This is a genomic window from Kitasatospora sp. NPDC127121, assembly GCF_042677305.1.
GTDB lineage: Bacteria > Actinomycetota > Actinomycetes > Streptomycetales > Streptomycetaceae > Kitasatospora.
On sequence record NZ_JBHXTQ010000010.1, the window covers coordinates 123,368 to 138,440 of the forward strand.

13 protein-coding genes are annotated in these 15,073 nt (G+C 73.0%); 4 read left to right on the forward strand and 9 right to left on the reverse strand.

Annotation, left to right across the window (positions count from 1 at the left end; translation table 11 throughout):
- Positions 1-90: 90 nt before the first annotated feature.
- The 3 genes from ACFVHI_RS08580 to ACFVHI_RS08590 all read right to left on the reverse strand — a co-directional run bounded on the left by ACFVHI_RS08580 (position 91) and on the right by ACFVHI_RS08590 (position 2,859).
- Positions 91-921, reverse strand: a complete 831-nt coding sequence (locus tag ACFVHI_RS08580) for a putative RNA methyltransferase (protein WP_380336962.1) — start codon at positions 919-921, stop codon at positions 91-93.
- A 160-nt stretch (positions 922-1,081) separates the two neighbouring features.
- A complete protein-coding gene (locus ACFVHI_RS08585; protein ID WP_380336965.1) occupies positions 1,082-1,906 on the reverse strand; it encodes a RimK family alpha-L-glutamate ligase in 825 nt (274 codons plus the stop codon).
- Positions 1,903-2,859, reverse strand: a complete 957-nt coding sequence (locus tag ACFVHI_RS08590; protein WP_380336968.1) for a RimK family alpha-L-glutamate ligase — start codon at positions 2,857-2,859, stop codon at positions 1,903-1,905. The genes ACFVHI_RS08585 and ACFVHI_RS08590 overlap by 4 nt, the downstream gene beginning before the upstream one ends.
- Positions 2,860-3,161: 302 nt before the next feature.
- Here ACFVHI_RS08590 and ACFVHI_RS08595 point away from each other — a divergent pair, with 302 nt between their 5' ends.
- Entirely contained in the window at positions 3,162-4,031 is an 870-nt protein-coding gene (locus ACFVHI_RS08595; RefSeq protein WP_380336971.1) for a GNAT family N-acetyltransferase, read from the forward strand.
- 107 nt (positions 4,032-4,138) lie between these two features.
- Here ACFVHI_RS08595 and ACFVHI_RS08600 read toward each other — a convergent pair whose 3' ends face one another.
- The 4 genes from ACFVHI_RS08600 to ACFVHI_RS08615 all read right to left on the reverse strand — a co-directional run bounded on the left by ACFVHI_RS08600 (position 4,139) and on the right by ACFVHI_RS08615 (position 8,814).
- Complete coding sequence (locus ACFVHI_RS08600) at positions 4,139-4,561, reverse strand: hypothetical protein (protein ID WP_063347591.1); 423 nt, start codon at positions 4,559-4,561, stop codon at positions 4,139-4,141.
- Entirely contained in the window at positions 4,558-4,794 is a 237-nt protein-coding gene (locus ACFVHI_RS08605; protein WP_063347592.1) for a toxin-antitoxin system HicB family antitoxin, read from the reverse strand. Before ACFVHI_RS08605 ends, ACFVHI_RS08600 begins: the two co-directional genes overlap by 4 nt.
- Before the next feature lie 141 nt (positions 4,795-4,935).
- Entirely contained in the window at positions 4,936-7,617 is a 2,682-nt protein-coding gene (locus tag ACFVHI_RS08610) for a collagenase (RefSeq protein WP_380336973.1), read from the reverse strand.
- 237 nt (positions 7,618-7,854) lie between these two features.
- Entirely contained in the window at positions 7,855-8,814 is a 960-nt protein-coding gene (locus tag ACFVHI_RS08615; RefSeq protein ID WP_063347594.1) for a LysR family transcriptional regulator, read from the reverse strand.
- Between the two features lie 376 nt (positions 8,815-9,190).
- Between ACFVHI_RS08615 and ACFVHI_RS08620 the strand changes: the two genes are divergently transcribed.
- Positions 9,191-9,388 carry a hypothetical protein gene (locus tag ACFVHI_RS08620; protein ID WP_159398428.1) on the forward strand — a complete coding sequence of 66 codons (198 nt, stop codon included), beginning with the start codon at positions 9,191-9,193 and terminating at the stop codon, positions 9,386-9,388.
- A 170-nt stretch (positions 9,389-9,558) separates the two neighbouring features.
- Here ACFVHI_RS08620 and ACFVHI_RS08625 read toward each other — a convergent pair whose 3' ends face one another.
- Positions 9,559-10,905, reverse strand: a complete 1,347-nt coding sequence (locus ACFVHI_RS08625; protein WP_063351104.1) for a class I SAM-dependent RNA methyltransferase — start codon at positions 10,903-10,905, stop codon at positions 9,559-9,561.
- Between the two features lie 383 nt (positions 10,906-11,288).
- Positions 11,289-13,358, reverse strand: a complete 2,070-nt coding sequence (locus ACFVHI_RS08630) for an APC family permease (RefSeq protein WP_107452862.1) — start codon at positions 13,356-13,358, stop codon at positions 11,289-11,291.
- Between the two features lie 229 nt (positions 13,359-13,587).
- Between ACFVHI_RS08630 and ACFVHI_RS08635 the strand changes: the two genes are divergently transcribed.
- Positions 13,588-14,256: a TrkA family potassium uptake protein gene (locus tag ACFVHI_RS08635; RefSeq protein WP_063347597.1), complete on the forward strand. Its 669-nt coding sequence runs from the start codon at positions 13,588-13,590 to the stop codon at positions 14,254-14,256.
- Positions 14,256-14,927 (forward strand): TrkA family potassium uptake protein, encoded by a 672-nt coding sequence (locus tag ACFVHI_RS08640; RefSeq protein ID WP_063347598.1) that lies wholly within the window; start codon positions 14,256-14,258, stop codon positions 14,925-14,927. Before ACFVHI_RS08635 ends, ACFVHI_RS08640 begins: the two co-directional genes overlap by 1 nt.
- The last annotated feature ends 146 nt before the right edge of the window (positions 14,928-15,073 follow it).

Genomic DNA, 15,073 nt, shown 5'->3' on the forward strand with positions numbered 1-15,073 from the left:
CGGACGTTAGCCGCAGGCCGGTCGGCAGAAACGTGCCTGCTCAGCAGATTCATCCCAACGTGGCGGCCACACCCCGCGCGCGCCCGACGTTCAGCGCCGGTAGGCGGCCACCGTCACGGAAGCGGTCACCTCGACCGGGTCCGGCAGCTCCGCGAGCGCGGCGGCCAGGCGGTCCGGGTCGGTGTGCCAGGCGCTGGGGCCCATGCCGACGACGGTGCGCACGTCGTCCGGGCCGAGCCGCAGGGTGAACTCGACCTGCCGCTGCCCGGCAGGGGTCAGGTAGGGGCCGAGCTTCTCGTCGATCCGCCGCTGCTTCTCCTCGTCGACCGACAACAGGCCCAGCGCGCCGACGAGTTCGCGCAGGTGGCGGGCGGTGGGCGAGACCAGCAGCAGGGTGGCGCCGGGGCGCAGCACGCGGCGGATCTCGGGCCCGTTGCGCGGGGCGAAGACGTTGAGCATCAGCCCGGCGGAGGCATCGCGCAGCGGCAGCGGCCGCCAGGCGTCGCAGACCACGGCACCGATCCGGGGGTGGGCCTTGGCGGCGCGGCGCAGCGCGAACTTGGAGATGTCGAGGGCGGCGCCGACGCGGCCGGGCAGGGCGTCGAGGACGTGGGCCAGGTAGTGGCCGGTGCCGGCGCCGAGGTCGGCGACGAGGCCTTCGGGGTCGGCGGCCGCGGCGGCCTCGGCGAGGGCGTCGGCGATGGGCCGGTAGTGGCCGGCGGCGAGGAAGTCGGCACGGGCGGCGACCATCTCGGCGGTGTCGCCGGTGCCGGTGTGGGCGTCGCCGGCGAGGAGGCTGACGTAGCCCTGCTTGGCGAGGTCGAAGCTGTGGCCGGCGGGGCAGCGCAGGGCGCGCTCGTGCCGGGTGAGGGCCTGCGCGCAGTGGGGGCAGGCCAGGTAGTGCTCGATGTCCTGCAGCAACGTTCCGTCTTCTCTCGCCGTTCAGCCCGGGTGCCCGGGGGTTTCGCGGGTCCGGTGGCCCTGAGTAACCAGCCTAACGACCCCGCCCGACCCCGACGGCCCGCCCGGCCAGCCGACCCCGCCCCGGGCCCGCCGACCCCACCCGGCCCCGCTGCCCGACCTATCGGCCCCGCCGCTGCCCGCTTATCGGCCCCGCCCCTGCGCGCCCGCGCCCGCGCTCCGCCGCGACGCGCAGGGCGAGGGCGGCGAGCGCCTCGGGCGCGCCGGGCCGGCCACGGATGCCGGGGAAGGCGTTGACGTCGACGATGACGGGTTCGGCGGGCCCGTCGAGCAGGTCGACGCCGTAGACGTCGAGCCCGAACACCTCGCCGACGCGCAGGGCGAGGGCGGCCCGGTCGGCGGGCGGTTCCCAGCCCTGTCCCTGCCCCGACTCCCCTACGCTGTCGGCGAGTTCGGACCGCCGCCGGGCCGCGAACACCTGCCGGTCGATCACCCACAGCTTCTGGTCCCAGCCGGTCCCCGGGACGAACGGCTGGGTGACGACGGGCTCGTCGGGCCAGCGCGCGACGAGTTCACGCAACCGGGCCGGGCCGTCGACCCGGGCGACCAGGTCGTGGCGCCGACTGTGCCGACTCTTGACGACGAACGGGTAGGCGGGATCGGCGAGTTCGGCGAGCCGCCCGGCGTCGCGGGTGGCCGCGAAGGGCAGGTCGGCCGCGCGCGCGAGTTCGGCCATCCGCACCCGGTCCTGGCAGAGTTCGGTGGCCGCGGCCGAGTTGATGACGGGCGCCCCGCGCCGCTCCAACTCTTGTGCGAGTGAAAGGGATCGACGGGTGTGGGCCTTGAGCAGATAGACGTCGGCGAGCGCCGGCCCTGCCGGTCCAGCAGGGTCGACGATCGTCACCTCGTGCCGGTCCGCCAGCAGGGCGGCGGTCGCCGCGAGCACCGGGTGTCCGGGGTTGGCGGTGATCAGGCCGATCCTCATATCGCCCCGCCCAGGCCAGCCCCACCCAAGCCGGCCCCGTCAAAGCCGGCTCCGCCGAACTCTCCACCACCGAAGCCCAGTTGCCCGTACCCCGCGCCACCACCCGCCGGCACCAGTGCGGGCGCGGGCGCCGACACGGCCGTCCCGCTGCGCGCGAGCCGCAGCACCGCCCGGGCGACCCTGGCGACCGCGTCCGGCACCTGGCGGAAGCTCGGGAAGTCGTTGATGTCGACGACCACCGGCCCGTCCGGCCCGAGCAGCACGTCGACGCCGTACAGGTCGAGCCCGAACACCTCGCCGACCTGCGCCGCGATCCGCGCGACCTCCCCGGGCAACGGGACCTGCCGTTCGCGTACGCTCTGCCCGGGGTGGAGCGGGGAGGAACGTTCCGTCGCGAAGAGCTCGCCGTCGACGCAGTACACCTTGAGGTCGGTGCCGGAGTTGGGCACGTAGGGCTGGGCGATCAACAGCCCCTCGTCGGCGAGTTCGGGACCGAGGTCGAGGAGGTGGTCGGGGCTGGGCACGAGCCGGACGGCCCGCCCGGAGCTGCCGTCGGCGGGCTTGACGACGAGCGGGTACTCGGCGGCCGGGATCTCGGCGAGCCGTTCCCAGCGGGCGGTGGCGTAGGTGACGGGGACGGGCAGGCCGCGGGTGCTGGCGATGACGGAGGCGAGCGCCTTGTCGCGGACGCCGCGGATGGAGCGGACGTCGTTGACGGTGGTGAGGCCGACGGCGGCGGCCGCGTCCAGCAGGGTGAGCCCGGGCCCGCCGGAGACGGTCTTGAGCACCCAGGCGTCGTGGCTGCCGGCCCGGATCGCCTCGGATATCGCCATCAGCGAGTCCCCGGGGCGCAGCACGTCCACCCGGTGCCCCCATGCGGTGAGCTGGCGTGCCACGTCGAGCGGCATGCCGTCGTGCCGGTAGTGCTCCTCCACCAGAAAGCAGAGCCTCATGGGCCTGTCTTCCCCCCTTGCCAAGCCGAGTGCGGACGTCCGCCGTCCCCCTTCGGCAGAGCTGTAAAGGCATCAGCATGCCACGCGGTATACGCACAAGATCGCTGCGAGCCGGTAAGCGTTCAGCAACAATCAGGCGCCCGCCCCGCCCCGGCCCTTCGCCACCCCCGGCACGAAGCACCGCCGCCGCCCGCCATCACCCCCGGCACGAGGCACCGCCACCGTCCGTCACACCGTCACCGGCGCCCCCGGTACGAAGCCCGGGAACAATACGGTGGCGGGCCGCCGACGCCCCTGCTTGGATGCACGCCGTGACTTCTGTTGATCATGCCCCCGACCACTCCCTCCTCGACGCGATCGAGCGCTACTACGACGCGGTGCCGCGCAGCGCCGCGCGGACCGAGGACTTCGGCCCGCTGACCCTGTTCGTCCGCGAGGGCGCGGGCTGGCCCTACTACGCCCGCCCCACGCTCGACCACGACGGCCCCGCCACCACCGCCGAGGACGTCCTGCGGGTGCTGGCCCGCCAGCGGGAGCTGGGCGAGCCGGAGGCCTTCGAGTGGGTGGCCGAGCGGAGTCCGGAGCTGCGGGCCGCGGTGGAGGCGGCCGGGCTCGCGGTGCACGAGCACCCGCTGCTGGTGCTGGGCCCGCAGGACGAGCCGGCCCCGGCGCCCGAGCTGCCGGAGGAGGTGCGGGTGGAGGTCCTGGGCGCGGACGCGCCGGAGCTGGCGGCGGCGGTCGCCGTTCCGCACCTGGCGTTCGCCGAGCCGGGCACCGGCGTGGGCGCCGTGGGTGCGGCCGAACTGGCCGAGGCCGCAGGGCGGTTGACGGCAGAGGGCGCGGTGGAGCGGATCGCGCGGCGGATCACCGACGGCGCCACCGTGCTGGCCGCCGCGGTGGAGGACGGTTCCGCGCTGTGCGCGGGCCAGCACAATCCGGTGGGCGCGGTCACCGAGGTGGCCGGGGTCGGGACGCTGCCGGTCGCGCGGCGGCGCGGGCTGGGTCTGGCGGTCACCGCGGCCCTGGTCGCGCACGCGCGGGCGAACGGCGTGCGGACGGTGTTCCTGTCCGCCGCCGACGAGGAGGTCGCCCGGATCTACCGCCGGGCGGGCTTCCGCCCGTTCGCGACGGCCCTGATCGCCGAGCCGGCCCCGGACCGGCCCGGCGACTGACCCGCAGACCGGCCGACCCGACGACCGGCCGACCCCCCGACCACACCAACGAGAGCCCTCAGGAACGGACGACGAGGACGACGCGACCGGGCAGGAGCCCCACCCGGTCAGTCGTCGTCCTCGTCCTCCGCCCCGCTGACGCCCTCCCCCTCTGCCTCGTCGACGACCCACCCCGCCAGCCGTTCGGCGACCCCGGACACGCCGAGCCGCCCCTCCCGGATGGCCCGGGCGAGGCTGCGCACCTCGCGGGCGGTGGTGGCGACGGTGCAGCCGCTGGCGACGAGGTAGGCGTAGGCGGCGGCGGTCGCGTAGAGCTCGTTGGTCTTCTCCAGGGCCGGCACCCGGATCAGCTGGTGCATCAGGGCGGCGGCGCGGTCCTGTGGTTCGGGGTAGACGTCGATGTCGAAGATCTCGGCCTGGTGCCGGGCGACGGCCGCGAGCAACGACCCGTAGTCGGTGACCTGCGGGTCACCGGGCGTGTACTGCTCGGCGGTCATGAGCAGCCACGAGAGGTCGACCTCCAGCTTCAACGGCGCACGTCCTTCAGGTCGCCCGGCTCCGCGAACTCGGCCAGGAAGGCCGTCTCGTACTCCTTCATGAACTGGGCGGCGGCGTCGACGAAGGCCCGCCCCGCCTCGCCCATGTCCTGCTGGACCAGGCGCTCGATGTACTGGTTCATGCTGATCCCCTGCTGCTCCGCCCGTTCCCGGGCCATCTCCGCGGTCGTGGCGTCCACCCGGACGTTCAGCTGCTTCTTACCCATGAATCTCAAGCTAGCGCTGAAGTGCTAGCACAACAAGGGCGCACGCACACCGGACGGAGCGCCCACCCCCACAGACGTGCCCCCCCCCACAGACGTTCCCCGCACGGACGTTCCCCGCCCGGGAGCGAACGCGGGTCCGGATCAGAACTGGGTGCTGACCGTCACTCCGCTGAAGTCGGTGTTGGCGTAGAGGCTGATGTAGCGGTAGCCGGCCGTCGGGTTGGTGACGGTGATGCTCTGCGTGCTGCCGGCGTTGGTGGAGGAGGCGGTGAAGGCGTTCGGCGAGGCCCAGGTGTCCGCGTTGTAGTACAGGTACGCGGTGCCGGTGCCGCCGGAGGTGCTGATCTTCAGGGTGCTGACGCCGGCCGGCAGGTAGACGTACAGGTAGTCGAGGCCGCCGGCGGTGGCGGTGAGGTTGGACCGGGAGCAGTTCTGGCCGAGCGCGTCGGTGCGCGGGTCGGTGCAGGTCGGCAGGGTGGTGCCGCCGCCGGTGCCGGTGGTGACGGTGACCGAGGCCGGGGTGCTGGCGGTCCTGCCGGTGGTGTCGGTGACGGTCAGGGCGACGGTGTACGTGCCCGCGGCGGCGTAGCCGTGGCTCGGGTTCCGCTGGTCGGAGGAGGTCCCGTCGCCGAAGGTCCAGTGCCAGGCGGTGATCTGGCCGGGGCCGGTCTGGACGGACTTGTCGGTCAGCGTGACGGTGGCGCCGTTGACGGCCTGGCCGAACAGCGCGGTCGGGCCAGCCGCGTAGCAGGCGCCGGCGGCGCAGCCGTCGAGCCAGGCGTCGAAGTCGGCGTCGTAGCCGGTGCCGATGCCGTTGTAGACCGCGTAGCCGCCCTGGTAGTCACCGGTGCGGAAGTGGCCGAGCATGGCGTAGACGTCGGCCGGGTGCTTCTCGAACATGTACCGGACGGCGAGGTAGCCCCACGGGTAGGTGCGCACCGAGTCCGAGTTGCCGTACGTGTTCTGGAAGACGGTGCTGAGCTTGTAGGTGTGCTTGGCGGCCTCGGCCATCGCCTGGGTGTCGGTGGTGCCGCGGTAGGCGTAGGACTCGTACTCGGCGACGCCCTCGATCCACCAGATGTCGGGCACGGAGATCTCGGTGGAGAAGTTGCCCTTCATGTCGTAGATGCCGTCGAGGTAGTGCGTGTACTCGTGGTTGAGGTTCCACACGTTGGCGGTGAAGCCGTCGTTCCACGACTTCTGGTACATCACGCACACGGCGCGGTTGTTGGGGTCGGTCGGGTCCATGACGGTCTGGCCGCCGTTGTCGGTGGAGTTCCCGAAGATCGCCCAGGAGTAGTTCAGGTAGTCGGCCTGGTTGGCGAAGACCGCGAGGGTCATGTTCTTGCCGTACGGGTTGACCGGGCCGTTGTCCTTCACCAGGTTGTGGAAGAAGGTGTCCTCGCCGCGCAGGCTGGTGCAGACGGCGGCCAGGTCGGCGGGCGACAGCGACTCGGTCAGGATGGTGCGGTTGTCGCAGACCAGCTGGTTCGGCAGCACCGCCGCGGTCAGCTTCGCCGGCAGGTCGCAGGTGCCGTAGTACGAGCACTGGCCGGGGTCGAAGGCGTTGGCCTGGTAGGCGGTGTGGACGTACAACGGGCCGGTGACGCCGGTGATCTGGGCGCCGTCGAGCACCGCCTTGACCTTCCCCTTGACCGCGGCCTCGACGACGGGGCCGTCGCCGGCCATCCGGCCGAGGTCGTTGCCGGCGTTGACGTCGAGGTAGGCGTTGGCGGTGCCGAGCAGGTCCTTGTGGTTGAGCGCGAAGTCGCCCAGGACGGTGCCGATGCTCGGGTCGGCGCCGACCGCGCTGACGAAGTCGCTGTTCCAGTTGCCCCGCCACAGCGGCGCGGACAGCACGGCGTTGACCGCCTTGAGCATCTTCGGGAAGGCGTTGTACGAGTTGTTGTAGCTGGTCAGCACCTGCTTGTAGACGCCCAGGTAGCTGCCCTGCACGTTGGCGCTGTCGGTCAGGACCAGCACCTCGTTGAGCACGGTGCCGTTGTTGTCGGTGACGTCGGTCCAGTGCCGGCCGGCGAAGAAGGCGTCGAGCCCGGCCTTGGAGGCACTGGTGAGCGCCGCGTCGTAGGGGCCGACCGCGTCCGCGTTGTTGGACTGGACGTAGTACCCGGCCCGCAGGAAGAGCACGAGCTGCAGGATGCCGGTGGAGTTGTCCCCGGTGTAGTTCGCCGCCAGGCCCTGGTAGGCGTTGGCGACGGTGAGCATCTGGGATTCCTTGAAGATCCTGCCCGCGTCGGTGCCGGTGACGTTGAACAGCGTGTTCACGCAGTCCGTGGTCGAGCCTTCGAGGAAGGAGACCAGGTCGGCACCGCTGCGCCCGCCGAAGTCGGCGGGGGTGCAACTCGGCGCGGCGGCACCGGCCGTACCAGCGGCGGCGCGGGCCGTACCAGCGACGGCACCGGCCGAGCCAGTAGCGGCGCGGGCGGAACTGCCCGGCTGGGCCGCGGAGTTGCCCGGCTTGGCCGCGGGCGCGTGCGGCTGGGCCGGACGGGGCGCGGTCTGCACGGCGGTGCCGGCCGGCTGGCCCATCACGACCTGGCCCAGCAGCGCCGGCGGCAGCGGCTTGGCGGCGGGGGCGGCGGCCTCGGAGGGATCGGCCGCGAGGAAGGCCCCCAGCGGCTTCGGGACGGCCGACGCGGCGTCGGCCGTCGCCGGGGCGGCGGCGGACGACCGGGCGCCGGCCGGCGGCTGGGCGGCCGGTCCGGACGCGGCGAGCGCGGGGACCGGCAGCAGGGTGGCGGCGGTGGCACAGCCGGCGACGACGCCGGCCATGAGCGTGGGGAGGGGTATGCGAAGGCGCACTGCGGGGTCCTTCTCCTGTGGGGGAGGCGACTGGACGACTGCCGAGGCATGGGGGAAGTCGACGTGATCCTGCCATCGGGCGACCCGCCAGAACAATGTCACAGGTCATATGACATCTACCGCGTCCGGCATAACACCGCCCCACCGGGACCGACCGCCCGCCCCCGCTTCGCACCACCGCCCGACCCGGCCTCCCCACCGCCGGACCCGACCGTCCCACCGCCCGACCCGGCCTCCCTACGGCCGGACCGGCCGGTACGTCCGCGCCGCCCAGGCCTGGAAGGTCGGCGAACTGGCGATCAGGTCCCGGTAGGCCGCGGCCGCCGCGCCGAACAGCGTCTCCACGACCTCGCCGCTCACCCCGGCGGCCCGCCAGGCCAGCAGGTGGCGGACCCAGATCGGCGTCCCGGCGAGCGGCTTGACCACCACTTCGGCCAGCGGCCTGGTGGTCGCCTGGACGACGGAGATCCCGAGCCCGGCGGAGATCATCTCCTGCAGCTCCAGCCGGCCGCCGAGGAACTCGTGGACGGTCGCCGGGGTGAAGCCCGCCGCGGCGCAGGCGCCGTAGAACACGCCGTGCCAGCCGGCCCCGTCGTCGGGGGTGAGGAACCAGTCCTCCTCGGCCAGGTCCACCAGGGCGATCTCGGTGCGGTGCCGGAGCCGGTGGCCCGCCGGGAGTGCGACGAAGGCGGGCTCGGTGACGATGCCGCGGTGCGCGACGGCCGGCGAGTGGCGCAGTTCCCGGCCCGGGTAGTCGACGGCCACGGCCGCCTCCGCGTCGCCCTGCTCCAGCAGGTCGACGATGTCCGACGAGCGGTAGACGGAGGTCACCGTGAAGCGCTGGTCGGGCCGCTGGTGCCGGGCCCTGGTGACCAGTCCGGGCAGGATCGGCGAGATGGTCGCGGCCAGGCGCAGCTCCTGGCGGGCCGGCTCGCCGGGGGCCGCCGGGCGGCGGCCGAGGCAGTCGGCGCGGGTGAGGAGGTCGCGCGCGGCGGCCACCACCTCGACGCCGAAGCAGGTCGGCGCGACGCCCACGGCCGTGCGCTCGAACAGCGGCGCGCCCAGGTGGCGTTCGATCCGGCGCAGTTGCGTACTGGTCGCGGGCTGCGAGGCGCCGAGCAGGACGGCGGCCCTGCCGACGCTCCCGGTGTCGGCGATGGCGCACAGCACGCGAAGGTGCCGCAGTTCCAGCTCCATGACCCTCCCCCTCACGCAAGGGCCGCACCCTCCCGGCCGACCGCTCCGGGCGGGAGGGTGCGGCCCCGGCGGTGGCTGTGCAACAGCACACATGACATGTCGGCCGCTCACCTTCGCCCCGCGCGAATCACCTCGTCAAGCCCCCTCCGGGAGCCGAACGGCGGCGCCGGCAGCGGCCTTTACCGGCGCATTGCGTCCCCCTGACCACTCCCTGACCCGCACCCCGGCGACCGCCCGGCCCGCACCCGCCACCCCGCCCGGCCCGCACCCGCCACCCCGCCGGGGCGAGCGAGACTTGAAGAGTTCTTCACCTTCCGAGACTCTGAACTCTCCTGAGCGTTCCGCGGAGCGGCACCGACCGGTCTGGAGGCCGGCAATGACAGCCATGTTCGACCAGGAGCTGCGCGAGCAGCTCGCCCAGGCCCGCCGGGACCTCGCAGCGGCCCGGGCCGAAGGGGACGCCGACGGCGTCCAGGCGTACGAGGGCCGGATCGCCGGACTGCTCCGGCTCGCCGCCCAGCACGGGATCGACCTTCCGCACAGCGCCGACGAGGAGGAGCACAACCGGCCCTGACCGTCCCGCACCGGAACGGCGAGGAGGCGGCACCCGCGTGAACGGGTGCCGCCTCCTCTGCCGTCTCCTCCGACGAACTCCCCCGAACTCCCCCGGACTGCCTCTGACCGCCCCGAACCGCCTCGAACGCGGTCAGAGCCCGTCAGTCAGCACCCCGGAGGGCCGCCGGGTCACTTCCCGATCGGCTCCAGGATCGTCACGCACTCGAAGTGGTGCGTCATCGGGAACAGGTCGAAGGCCCGCAGCGAGACCGGCCGGTAGCCGCCCTCGCGGAAGAACGCCAGGTCCCGGGCGAGCGCCGCCGGGTCGCAGGCGACGTACGCGATCCGGCGCGCCTCCAGGCCGACCAGGTGCGCGACGGTCTCGCGCCCGGCGCCCGAGCGCGGCGGGTCCAGGACGATCAGGTCGGTGGCGGTGATGCCGGTGCGCGGCAGCAGCGTCTCGACGCGGTCGCACTCGATCCGCACGTTGTCCAGCGCGGCCAGGTTGTGCCGGGCGTCGGCCACGGCCTGCTTGGAGGACTCGATGCCGAGCACCGCGCCCTCCTCGCCGACCCGGTCGGCCAGCGCGCCCGCGAACAGGCCGACGCCGCAGTACAGGTCGAGCGCGTTCTCGCCCCACTGCGGGTCCAGGCCGTCCAGGACGGCGTCGACCAGGGTGTCCGGCGCCTCGGGGTGGATCTGCCAGAAGCCGCCGTTGCTGACCCGCCAGGTCCGCCCGGTCGCCCGCTCGCGCACGAAGCTGCGGCCGTGCACGCGGTGGATGTCGCCCTGGTCGTCCACCCGGGCGATCGACACCGGCTTGTCCAGCTCGACCAGCGGCAGCTGGGCGCCGGGACGCGGGGTGAGCACCACCTGGCGGTCCGAGGAGCCGCTCGCGGCGATCACCTCGACCGAGGCGATGCCCGGCCAGTCGCGGGCCTCGATGCCGAGTTCGGTGACGCCCTCGGCGGCGATCAGGCAGCGGTCCACCGGCTGCACGTCGTGCGAGCGGTGCTTGCGCAGGCCGACCTTCCCGGTCTCCTGGTCCACGGCGTACTGCACGCGGGTGCGCCAGGTCGGCACCTGCCCGGCCGGCAGCTTGCCGCCGACCGGCTCGACGCTGCCGTCCCAGCCCGCCTCGGCCGGGGTGAGCCCGGCCAGCTTGGCCAGCTGCTCGGTCAGCACCTGCCCCTTGAGCTTGCGCTGCCCGCCCGGGGTGACGTGCTGCCAGTCGCAGCCGCCGCACTTGCCGGGCCCGGAGAACGGGCACGGCGGCGCGATCCGCTCCTTGGCGGGCTCCAGGATCTCGACCGCGTCGGCCCGCAGGAACCGGGAGGTGGAGGTGCCCTCGGTGACCAGTGCGACCACCTTCTCGCCGGGCAGCGCGTGCCGGACGAACAGCACCCGGCCCTCGTGCCGGGCCACGCAGTGCCCGCCGCCGTGCGCGACCGGGCCGACCTCGACCTCGTAGCGCTGGCCGGCCAGCGGATCGCCGGTCGGCGTCTCGGGCCGCGCGGCCCGCGGCGCGGTGCGCAGCGCCTTCGGCGGCCGCACCGCCTGCTTGCGCGGCCGCTCCCCCGGCGTGCGGGACGCCTGCGCGCGGGATCCCTGCGCGCGGTCGCCCTTCGGCGCGCCGTCCTTGGAGCGCTCGCCCTTCTGCGTGCGCTCGGTCTTCGGCGCACGGTCGGTCTTCTGCGTACGGTCGGCCTTCGGCTTCCCCGTGTCGGCTTCCGCCGGACGCGCGGGAGCAGGCTCGCCCGGCGCGAGCGGCGCGGTCTGCGCGGTGAAGCCGTCGCGGTCGGTGGCGGCCGGGCGCACGGGCTTGCCCCAGCGCGGCCGGGCGACCTTGCCGGGGGCGGCGGCGCCCTTGCGGGCGCCCTTGCCCGAGGATCCGGAGGAGCGGGACGGGGTGTTGCGGGTCACTGGGCGGAGTCCTTGCTGCTGTCAGCGGTGGCGTCTGGCATAACGGGGACCTTCGACTTTACGGCCTTCGGCGCCCGAGGCTCGCCACGCCGGACGGCACCCGGCGCCGACCAGGCCTTCTGCGGCTTGCGCCGCTCGGAGGACTCCAGCTGCCACGGCACCGAGGTGACCATCACCCCGGGCTTGAACAGCAGCCGTCCCTTGAGCCGCAGCGCGCTCTGGTTGTGCAGCAGGTGCTCGTACCAGTGGCCGACCACGTACTCGGGGATGTAGACCGACACCACCTCACGCGGGCTGCTGCGGCGCAGGTTCTTCACGTAGTCGAGGACGGGCCCGGTGATCTCGCGGAACGGCGAGTCCAGCACCTTGAGCGGCACCTCGATGCCGCGCTCGTCCCATTCCCGGCGCAGCGCCGCCGTGTCGGCCGGGTCGACGTTGACGGTGACGGCCTCCAGGGTGTGGGCGCGGGCGAGCCTGGCGTAGGCGAGGGCGCGCAGCGCGGGCTTGTGCAGCTTGGAGACCAGCACGATGGCGTGCACCCGGGTGGGCAGCACCACGTCGTCCGGCTCCTCGGCGGCGGTGAGCTCCTCGGAGACCCGGTCGTAGTGGCGGCGGATGCCCTTCATCATCACGAAGAGCACGACCATCGCGGCGATCGCGATCCAGGCGTGGCTGATCTTGGTGACCAGGACGACGATCAGCACGGCCATGGTCATCACCAGGCCGAAGGTGTTGATCGCCCGGCTGCGCTGCATGTGGCGGCGCTTGGCCGGGTCGGTCTCGGTGCGCAGCAGCCGGGTCCAGTGCCGGATCATGCCGGACTGGCTCATGTTGAAGGAGACGAAGACGCCGACGATGTAGAGCTGGATCAGCCGGTTGGGGTCCGCGTCGAAGGCGATGACGAACAGGATCGCGGCGATCGCCAGCAGGATGATGCCGTTGGAGAAGGCCAGCCGGTCGCCGCGGGTGTGCAGCTGGCGCGGCAGGTAGCGGTCCTGGGCGAGGATCGAGCCGAGCACCGGGAAGCCGTTGAAGGCGGTGTTCGCGGCGAGCACCAGGATCAGGCCGGTGACGGCGGCGACGAAGTAGAAGCCGGGCGTGAAGTTGTTGAAGACGGCTTCGCTGATCTGGGCGAGCGCGGTCTTCTGGTGGTAGCCGGGCGAGGAGCCGACGAGCTGCTCGGCCGGGTTCTCGGCCATCTGCACGCCGGTGAGGCGGGCCAGCCAGATGATGCCCATGAACATCACCACGGCGATGCTGGCCATCATCAGCAGGGTGGTGGCGGCGTTCTTGCTCTTGGGCTTGCGGAAGGCCGGCACGCCGTTGGAGATGGCCTCCACGCCGGTGAGCGCGGCACAGCCGGAGGAGAACGACTTGAGCAGCAGGAACACCATGGCGAACCCGGCCAGCGATTCGTTGCCGGGGATGGCGGCGAGGTGGAATCCGGAGCTCTCGGCGGGCATGTCCTGGCCGAGCAGGAAGTGCCGGACGAAGCCGTAGCCGACCATGCCGATGACGCCGATCATGAACGCGTACGTCGGGACGGCGAAGGCGGTGCCGGATTCGCGGACGCCGCGCAGGTTCATGCCCATCAGCACCACCACGACGATGACCGACAGGGTCAGTTCGTGGCCGCGCAGCGCGGGGACGGCGGAGACGACGTTGGCGACGCCCGAGGTCGTCGAGACGGCCACGGTGAGCACGTAGTCGACCATCAGGGCGCTGGCGACGACGAGTCCCGACTTGGGCCCGTGGTTGACGGTCGCGACCTCGTAGTCGCCGCCGCCGCTCGGGTAGGCGTGCACGTTCTGCCGGTAGGAGGCGACCACCGCGAGCATCACGATCGCGACGACGACGCCGATCTGCCAGGAGAAGTGGATCGCCGAGGCACCCGCCACGGAGAGCGTCAGCAGGATTTCCTCGGGGGCGTACGCGACCGAGGAGAGCGCGTCCGAGGCGAAGACGGGCAGCGCGATCCGCTTGGGCAGAAGTGTTTCGCCCAATTTGTCGCTGCGCAGGGCGCGCCCGATCAGGATGCGTTTCGGTAGGTCAGTCGGCATAGGCACGTTAAGGAATCGTAGGGGCTTCCCGGGCCGGGCTCCGCCGTTTGTCCCCCCCTTCGTCGCGACTGCGTTCTATGGACCGGCTAGCGTGTCGGATACGAGTCGGCGGGCAACACTCAGGTTGTGAGTCGGCGCCCCACGAGAACGCTCGCCCAGGGAAGCCGGGCGGGAAAGGGAGATGAACGGTGTTTGCGCAGGTCAAGAACCCTACGGGACGGGTGAGGTAGCGCCGGTGCACATCGTCATCATGGGCTGCGGCCGCGTGGGCTCGGCCCTCGCCAGAGCCCTGGAGAAACAGGGCCACTCGGTGGCCGTGGTCGACCAGGACCCGACCGCGTTCCGTCGGCTGGGCGCCGGGTTCAACGGGCGCCGGGTGACCGGCGTCGGCTTCGACCAGGACACCCTGCGCGAGGCGGGCATCGAGGAGGCCGGCGCGTTCGCCGCGGTCTCCAGCGGCGACAACTCCAACATCATCGCCGCGCGGGTGGCCCGGGAGAACTTCGGCGTGGAGAACGTCGCGGCCCGGATCTACGACCCCCGCCGCGCCGAGGTCTACCAGCGCCTGGGCATCCCGACCGTGGCGACGGTCCGGTGGACCGCCGACCAGATGCTGCGCCGGCTGCTGCCGAGCGGCGCCGAGCCGCTGTGGCAGGACCCGAGCGGCGGCGTCCAGCTGGCCGAGGTCGCCTACGCCCCGGGCTGGGTCGGCCACCGCATCGGCGTGCTGGAGGAGTCCTCCGGCGCCCGGGTGGCGTTCGTCACCCGGCTCGGCGAGGGCGTGCTGCCCTCGCCCCAGATGGTGGTGCAGGAAGGCGACCTGGTGCACGTGATGCTGCGCCGGGGCGACCTGACGGCGGTCGAGGCCGCGTTCGCGCAGGGGCCGAAGGAGGAGGGTCACTGATGCGGGTCGCCATTGCCGGTGCCGGTGCCGTGGGTCGCTCGATCGCGGGCGAGCTGCTGGAGAACGGGCACGAGGTCCTGCTGATAGACAAGAACCCCAACTCCATCTCGGTGGAGCGGGTGCCCATGGCGGAGTGGCTGCTGGCCGACGCCTGCGAGATCACCTCGCTGGACGAGGCGGCGCTGCAGCGCTGCCACGTGGTGATCGCCGCGACCGGCGACGACAAGGTGAACCTGGTCGTCTCGCTGCTCGCCAAGACCGAGTACGCGGTGCCGCGGGTGGTCGCCCGGGTGAACAACCCGAAGAACGAGTGGCTCTTCAACGAGTCCTGGGGCGTGGACGTGGCCGTGTCCACCCCGCGTCTGATGTCCGCCCTGGTCGAGGAGGCGGTCAGCGTCGGCGACCTGGTCCGGCTGATGCGCTTCAGCCAGGGCAACGCCAACCTGGTCGAGCTGACCCTGGCCGCCGACACCGAGCTGGTCGGCACCCGGGTGGGCGACGTGGCCTGGCCGCAGGACACCGCGCTGGTGACGATCATCCGCGAGGGCCGGGTGCTGGTGCCGGGCAAGGACGACACCCTGGAGGGCGGCGACGAGCTGCTCTTCGTGGCCGCGCAGGAGCGCGAGGAGGAGCTGGAGGACCTGCTGTCGGCGTCCTCCGGCGCCCAGTAGGGCCGAAGGCGCGGACCGGACACGGGCGAGGGCCCCCCCCCACCCCGGGGGGGCGCCCCACCCCCGCCCCGGGGGGGCCGCGGGGCCCGGCGCCCCCCCGGCCCGCGCCAGCGGGGCCGCGCCCCCCGGGGCGCGCAACGCGGCCG